At 45.2% G+C, this 5,889-nt stretch carries 5 protein-coding genes; 2 read left to right on the forward strand and 3 right to left on the reverse strand.

The genetic code is table 11. The annotated features are described in order from the left end of the window. The first annotated feature begins 126 nt into the window (after positions 1-126). Complete coding sequence (locus AB7D94_RS16135) at positions 127-1,545, forward strand: mannose-1-phosphate guanylyltransferase/mannose-6-phosphate isomerase (RefSeq protein WP_420267052.1); 1,419 nt, start codon at positions 127-129, stop codon at positions 1,543-1,545. Here AB7D94_RS16135 and AB7D94_RS16140 read toward each other — a convergent pair. Further along, positions 1,542-3,743 carry an STT3 domain-containing protein gene (locus AB7D94_RS16140; RefSeq protein WP_420267053.1) on the reverse strand — a complete coding sequence of 734 codons (2,202 nt, stop codon included), beginning with the start codon at positions 3,741-3,743 and terminating at the stop codon, positions 1,542-1,544. The genes AB7D94_RS16135 and AB7D94_RS16140 overlap by 4 nt on opposite strands. Positions 3,744-3,884: 141 nt before the next feature. Here AB7D94_RS16140 and AB7D94_RS16145 point away from each other — a divergent pair, with 141 nt between their 5' ends. After that, positions 3,885-4,778, forward strand: a complete 894-nt coding sequence (locus tag AB7D94_RS16145; protein ID WP_420267054.1) for an MBL fold metallo-hydrolase — start codon at positions 3,885-3,887, stop codon at positions 4,776-4,778. Positions 4,779-4,862: 84 nt separating this feature from the next. Here the strand turns inward: AB7D94_RS16145 and AB7D94_RS16150 are convergent, their stop codons facing one another. Beyond that, complete coding sequence (locus AB7D94_RS16150) at positions 4,863-5,420, reverse strand: DUF3800 domain-containing protein (protein WP_420267057.1); 558 nt, start codon at positions 5,418-5,420, stop codon at positions 4,863-4,865. Between the two features lie 21 nt (positions 5,421-5,441). Then, entirely contained in the window at positions 5,442-5,696 is a 255-nt protein-coding gene (locus tag AB7D94_RS16155; RefSeq protein ID WP_420267055.1) for a hypothetical protein, read from the reverse strand. Positions 5,697-5,889: the final 193 nt, after the last annotated feature.

Genomic DNA, 5,889 nt, shown 5'->3' on the forward strand with positions numbered 1-5,889 from the left:
AAGCACGGGGGCTTTTAACTCTTTTCGCTTCTCTATGTCGGTTATAGGGTGAATCTTCTGGCTTGACAATCCTCTGCTCTGGCATGGCGTTGAGTATTTTCATCTCATTGTGTTACTCTTTTAATTATGAAGGTATTGTTACTTGCAGGAGGCTCTGGCACGAGGCTCTGGCCGTTAAGCAGGAAGAGTTATCCCAAGCAATTTATAAAATTAAAGGGAAGACAGTCCCTCCTTCAGGAAACTATGGCCAGGGTGCTCCTTGCCGTGCCGCCTGCGGATGTAATCGTCCTGACCAATAAGGAGTACAAGTTCCACGTAAAATCAGACATGGAATCTCTGGACCGTGAAGTCAACGCCAGGGGACACATAATCTTTGAGCCAACGGCCAGAAACACCGCCCCCGCAATTGCACTCGGCGTAAAATACTGTATGGATAAACTCGGTGCTACTGACGACGAAACCGTGTTTGTCTGCCCATCAGACCATGTTATTGCCCCGTCGGGGCGTTTTGTTGAGTATTTGAGGTCTGCCGAAAAGGCTGCCCTTGAGGGTTATATCGTAACATTTGGCATAAAGCCGACGCGCCCTGAGACCGGCTATGGATATATAAAAAGGGAGTTGCACCCCCTTACTTTGAGCGGCCTCACCGAAGAGATTTATCGCGTAGAGAAGTTTACCGAAAAACCTGACAACAAGACAGCGCTTGAGTATATCGGGGACGGCCAGCACTACTGGAACTCGGGTATGTTCATATTCAGGCCAAGCGTTATAGCAGAGGAATTCCGCCGTTATGCGCCTGAAATTGGCAGGATGTTCGATAAGAGTTACGAGGAGATGCTTGAGGGCTTTGCCTCGCTACCCAATATTTCCATTGATTATGCTGTCATGGAGAAGTCCAAAAATATTGCTACCATGCCGATGGACATCTACTGGAACGACATAGGCTCGTGGGATTCAATTTTTGAATTATTGGAAAAAGACCAGGGAGGCAATGCCACAACGGGCGATGTCGTATCCATTGACACAAAAGACACCATGGTGCTTGCCGACAAGAGATTGACCGTTACTATCGGCATTGAAGACTGCCTCGTCGTTGAGACGGATGATGTCGTCCTCGTATCGAAGCGGGGACACGCGCAGAAGGTAAAGAACATCGTATCCCTGTTAAAAGAACGGGGGCGGCATGAGGTAAACGAACACGTTACCACGTACAGGCCATGGGGAAGCTACACGCTCATGGGCAAGGGTGACCGTTACCAGATAAAACGTCTGATAGTGAATCCTCTTCAGTCACTCAGCCTGCAAATGCACATGCACAGGTCTGAGCACTGGGTTGTTGTCAGCGGCACGGCCAAAGTAACCGTTGGCGAAAAGGAACTTTATGTCCACGCAAACGAATCCATTTATGTGCCAAAGACCACTCCGCACAGGCTTGAAAACAAGGGGAAAATCCCACTTGAGGTCATAGAGGTTCAAAATGGCGAGTACCTTAACGAAGACGACATTATGAGATTCGAAGATATTTACGAAAGAGAGAGGTCTTAGCCCTTCTTTTCCGCATCACCGGGCTGAATTACAGGTGTTTTCACCCTGAAGAGCCTCGCCTGGGGCAGGGCGCTGTAGACCTCTTCAAACAACGACTTGTCGTATTTTCCTAACAAATACATCTGGTTTAGATTTGAATCAAAAAACACGCCGTTTACAACCATGATAGCATTAATGGATTTTCCTGAGGCGAACAATTCAAGATAAAGGCCATTGTTATGTTCGTATTCAACGCTCTTCACAGTATACCCGTTATCAACATAAACAGCCTTTCTAAGGGGTGTTGCGTTGTTTATTTTGCCGGCCTTCAAATCAACCTTTATTTCATAACAATCAAGCACATCGTCTTTTAGAGACTGGCAACTAAGCGGTTGTATCACAGGCGATTCGGCTGAGGTACGGAGCATATCAATGCCCCTCACGTTGTACATAGCCGGAAATTTTCCTATCATATCGCTTGTATAAAGTACGTATATATTGTCGTTTTTGACGTTGTCGAGGGGTTTGTCTTCCGCCCTGTCCCTGATAATATCGTCGGCGGTTACGGTTGAGCCATTGCCGGTGATAAAGCTCGTGATGTTATAAAGTTCAGGCTGGCTTGCAGAGGTGAGGGCGTGGGCGATGTAGAGGGTTTTTTCGGTATGTTGGGTACCGCCGTCGTGAAAGGTGGCAAAGCCGGTTATATCCTCAAGGGCGTATCCGAAGTCCCACCAGGTCAGAATGACGGGCTTTCCATGAAGTTTGGCCTTTATGTCCTGAAATGCCCTGTAGTAATCCACGTTAAGGGCTGGTTGGGGGATAAAGAAAAAAGCCGTCTGACTGATTATAGCAACAAAAAATACGATGACCGTTACGTAAACGACAGATTTCCTCGTGGTATCTTTGAGTTTACCGGTAAGGGATAGGGCGGTGGCGGTAATCAGATAGCCAAATCCTGCCCCGATAAAAGGCGCCAGATACATGGCAAACCTGTTTGCCCCGTGAAAGGCCGTCAAGCCGATTAAAAACATGGGGAGAATAGGAAAGGCCTTTTTAAAGTTCCAAATGATAAAAACAATAAAGCCGATAAGCCCTATGGCGCTTATCATCGGTTCCTTTATGACATAGGCGAGTACCTCAGCAACCGAGGAGTGTTGCAGCTCTGTTACCTGCGTAAGGGCGCTTGGTTTACCCCCCATGTCGGAGGTGAAGTAATTCTTTATTATAAAAGAGAAGGAATCTATCAGACCGGACAGCATGCTCGTCGCATAGGCTGACTTATAGACGAAGGCCGCGATAGCCGCGACGAAAACCAAAACCGCGATAGCCGCGTAAGCCGGTTTGACTTTTTTACCGCCAAACAAATAGGTGTAACCAAAAAAAAGAACCAAGGCCGCCACCGAGAAAACCGCGACATTAACCGAGAATGGAAACGAGCAATAAAGAAAAATCAGTGCTGAAAAAAACGTAGTTTTAAAACCCTTCTTCCCGATAACAAGATATACAACTAAAAAAGCGAGGTACATATATGTGAACTCACTGATGCCATACCACAGCTCCATGAGCATCATAGTTAAGCCGGCAAGGGCGCAGTATAGATATACTAATCGGCTGGGGCGCAGCTGTCCGCCGTGTTCATGGGTGAGCAGGATGAAAAAAGAGGCCAAAAAAGGAAAAAACAGGTTGAGAGAATCGGTATCCACCCTCGCCGCCGATGTCCGCACCAGATAAATAAAACTGAAAGTTCCCACAAGGCTGCCTAAGATGCCTGCTGGCAGTGAGCCTGCCCTGCCGAAATAAAGAATAAGCGGCACGATGAAAAAACCGGACAACACGGCGATAAGATAAACTCCGGCAATGTATAAATTATCGCCAAACATGCCTGATAGTTTAGCCAATAAAACACTTATTGCAGGGACGCGGGCGGGTTTAGAGGAATCTGTCGGGAAAAATCTAAGCTTGTCAGCGGTGCCCCCGTCAGTTGCGTAGTAAGTCCCGTTTTTGTATTCCCTTGCAAGGCGTACCCAGTAAAAGGCATCCACGGTGGTCATCATAGGCGTGCCGTCAACAAAATAACTGGCCGGATTTTGTTTCCATACACTGTACTCATGGAGCCTTACAAACACCGAAAGGCTGAGACAAATGGCGATAGAAATTATCACCGCCCTAAGGCCTGAACTCATCGGGGTGGCCAACATATCACTGAATTTACTGTTCATTGAACATTCAACCAATATCTCTGAGACTTATGAATACAACTCCCATATGAAGCTAACATATAGCAGTCGCGGGCAAAAAGTCAAGCGATGTGATTTTTTTTCTTGTGGTATTTTTTTTATCAATTAGTGTATTGTATACGCATGAAAGTGAAGTTTTGGGGGGTACGGGGTTCAATCCCGACGCCGGGCAAGGATACGGTACGCTATGGGGGGAACACGGCCTGCATAGAGCTTGACGCGGAGGATGGCACAATAGTCATCTTTGAATCCGGCACCGGCATACGAATGGTTGGCCAAAAGCTCGCGGGCATGTCGCCGGTGGAGGTACACCTGTTTCTTTCGCACACCCACTGGGACCACATTCATGGATTTCCATTTTTTATTCCGGCCTATATACCAAAGAATGTAATTAATATCTATGGCCCGCCTCATTTTGACAAAAGCCTACGCGAGATAATGGCCCAGCAGATGGTCTATTCATATTTCCCGGTAAACGCCGATGAGCTGCAGGCGCGCATCAACTATTTTGACCTCAAAGAGGAGACTGTCTCAATAGCTGGCCTGAAAGTCCGCTCCAAACTCGTCAACCACCCTGTAACGTGCTTTGCCTACAGGGTCACAGAGGGCAGTAAGAGCGTTGTTTACACAGGGGACAACGAGCCGTACTATAATTTTATGGCCAGCGCCGCGATGGATGAGGCCGAGACAGCCGAGATAGCTATGATTGTCCAGGAGCAAAACGATAGAAATGTCGAATTCGTAAGAGACTGTGACTTACTTATTGCCGACGCGCAATACAAACACTCTGAGTACCCGTCGAAAATCGGCTGGGGACACAGCTCCAACCTGCAGGTCGTTGACATGTCCATAAAGGCGAACGTAAAGCATCTTGTGATGTTCCACCACGAGCCTACCCGTACGGACGCTCAGATTGACGAGATTGTAGAAGAGACGAGGAAGTATTGCGAGGAAACAGGCCACACGGGGCTTAAAATAACAGCCGCTGCCGAAGGCGAAGAAATCGTAATCGTTTAATACTAAGTTGTAGACAAATGAGTAATTTCCCGAACATTAGACAAAAGAATCCTAATTGTCTAATGTTTTAGGATGCGATACGGATTATTTATGTCTAAAAATTTTGCTTCCGTTTTTACATCCTAAAGGGTCGCTAACAGTAATCCCTCCGCACGTACGCCCCGATTCTTGAAATCTATATTGTAAAATCTCAAGCCTCTCCCCAAATCTTTCTCGAATACTTAAAAAATGTGGATTATGGTGTGTAGAATTATTTAGATATTTTGAGCAATAAACACTTGTTGAAATTGGGAAAACGATAGCTGACACAACTAAATCAGTTAATTGTATTACCGCATGGTTATCGCTATGTACAAATAATGGTACTTCCAAAATGTGATGATATACATCGCCACTACGTTTATATTTTTGTGTGAAAATTGAATGAGGAACAATAGAGTTTCTTCCTTTGTCGCGACTGTCAGCTATAATCATGCCATTGGTGTTTTTATCTAATAAAAATGACTGGAACCAACTTGCTATCTTTTGAATTGAAGAGGTATAAACAGACCTTCCTACAAAAGGAAGCGCAATAGGCTTTATCCAAACACGACCTATAATATTTATTTCATACTTCTCTAATATTTTTATGATTTCATCGATAAAGTTTAAAGCATGTCTTCTTTACTTTTGATTTCCTTTAATAAGTTTCCTTACCTCACTCCCTTTAATTTCTTTTGTTATACAATCCAAATCACGAAGATTAGAAAAATCTTTTGGATAGAACCTTCTTTTTATTTCCAAAAAATCATAAGTTAGCGCGGAAACATATTGTTGCTCAATTATAATACCGCAAATAACGAGAACCGGCTGAATGGACGAATTAGCATCTGGTAAGGCACCAGTACAACCAGCTTCCTCAATATAGCAAAAATACAAATACCCCCCTAAACAACCAAAGCCACCGTTAGGTGGCTTCAGGATCTGCCGCCTGGGGTATCCCCCAGTTCGACGGTATAGATATTCTGGCTTTATCGTATAACAGAATATCTATGTTTGTCAAGCCCAAGCTCCGATATTGTCGTACCAAAGTAGAAATGTCCTATTCTTACCAAAATAGAAATGTCCTATT

The sequence above is a fragment of the Candidatus Magnetominusculus dajiuhuensis genome (genome assembly GCF_046044395.1).
Classification (GTDB): domain Bacteria; phylum Nitrospirota; class Thermodesulfovibrionia; order Thermodesulfovibrionales; family Magnetobacteriaceae; genus Magnetominusculus; species Magnetominusculus dajiuhuensis.

Bases quoted from the DNA above. Each gene is read 5' to 3' on its own strand.
- AB7D94_RS16135 (WP_420267052.1), top strand. From the start codon at position 127: ATGAAGGTATTGTTACTTGCAGGAGGCTCTGGCACGAGGCTCTGGCCG.
- AB7D94_RS16140 (WP_420267053.1), bottom strand. From the start codon at position 3,743: ATGAACAGTAAATTCAGTGATATGTTGGCCACCCCGATGAGTTCAGGC.
- AB7D94_RS16145 (WP_420267054.1), top strand. From the start codon at position 3,885: ATGAAAGTGAAGTTTTGGGGGGTACGGGGTTCAATCCCGACGCCGGGC.